Annotated in this window: 1 protein-coding gene; it reads left to right on the plus strand. The window is 35.1% G+C overall.

All coding sequences use genetic code 11. The features are described from left to right. A partial coding sequence (locus tag AC1DKZ_RS32900; protein ID WP_476997976.1) for an MSCRAMM family protein occupies nucleotides 1-681 on the plus strand: 681 nt, incomplete at both ends.

Genomic DNA, 681 nt, shown 5'->3' on the forward strand with positions numbered 1-681 from the left:
GCAGAATTTGAAGTGTACAAAGATGGTAAAAAAGTAGATACGTTACGAACAGATAAAACAGGTAAAGTAATATCTACGAAATTAGAACCAGGAAAGTACACATTAAAAGAAACGAAAGCACCACAAGGATATAAGTTGTTAAAAGAAGAAATTGAAGTCGTTGTGGAAGCGAACAAAGTAGTACAAGTACAAGTAGAAAACGCAAAAGAGCTAGGAAGCTTACAAGTAGTCAAAAAGGATGCAGAGAGTGGAAAAGTTCTAGAAGGCGCGGAATTTAGACTGAAGAACGAAAGTGGTCAAGTAGTTGGAGAAGCGAAAATAACGAATAAAGATGGTGTAGTTCAATTCGAAAACTTAGTGCCAGGAAAATACACGTTAGAAGAAACGAAAGCACCAGGAGGCTACAAAGCAGTAGAAGTAACAATAGAAGTAAACGTTGTAGCGAATGAAATGGTAAAACAAGAAGTTACGAATGAAAAAGTAACAGGTCAATTTGAAATCGTAAAAGTAGATGCAGAAGATAAAGCGAAAGTATTATCAGACGCAGAATTTGAAGTGTACAAAGATGGTAAAAAAGTAGATACGTTACGAACAGATAAAACAGGTAAAGTAATATCTACGAAATTAGAACCAGGAAAGTACACATTAAAAGAAACGAAAGCACCACAAGGATATAAGTTG

The sequence above is a fragment of the Bacillus sp. 05T21 genome (genome assembly GCF_056396785.1).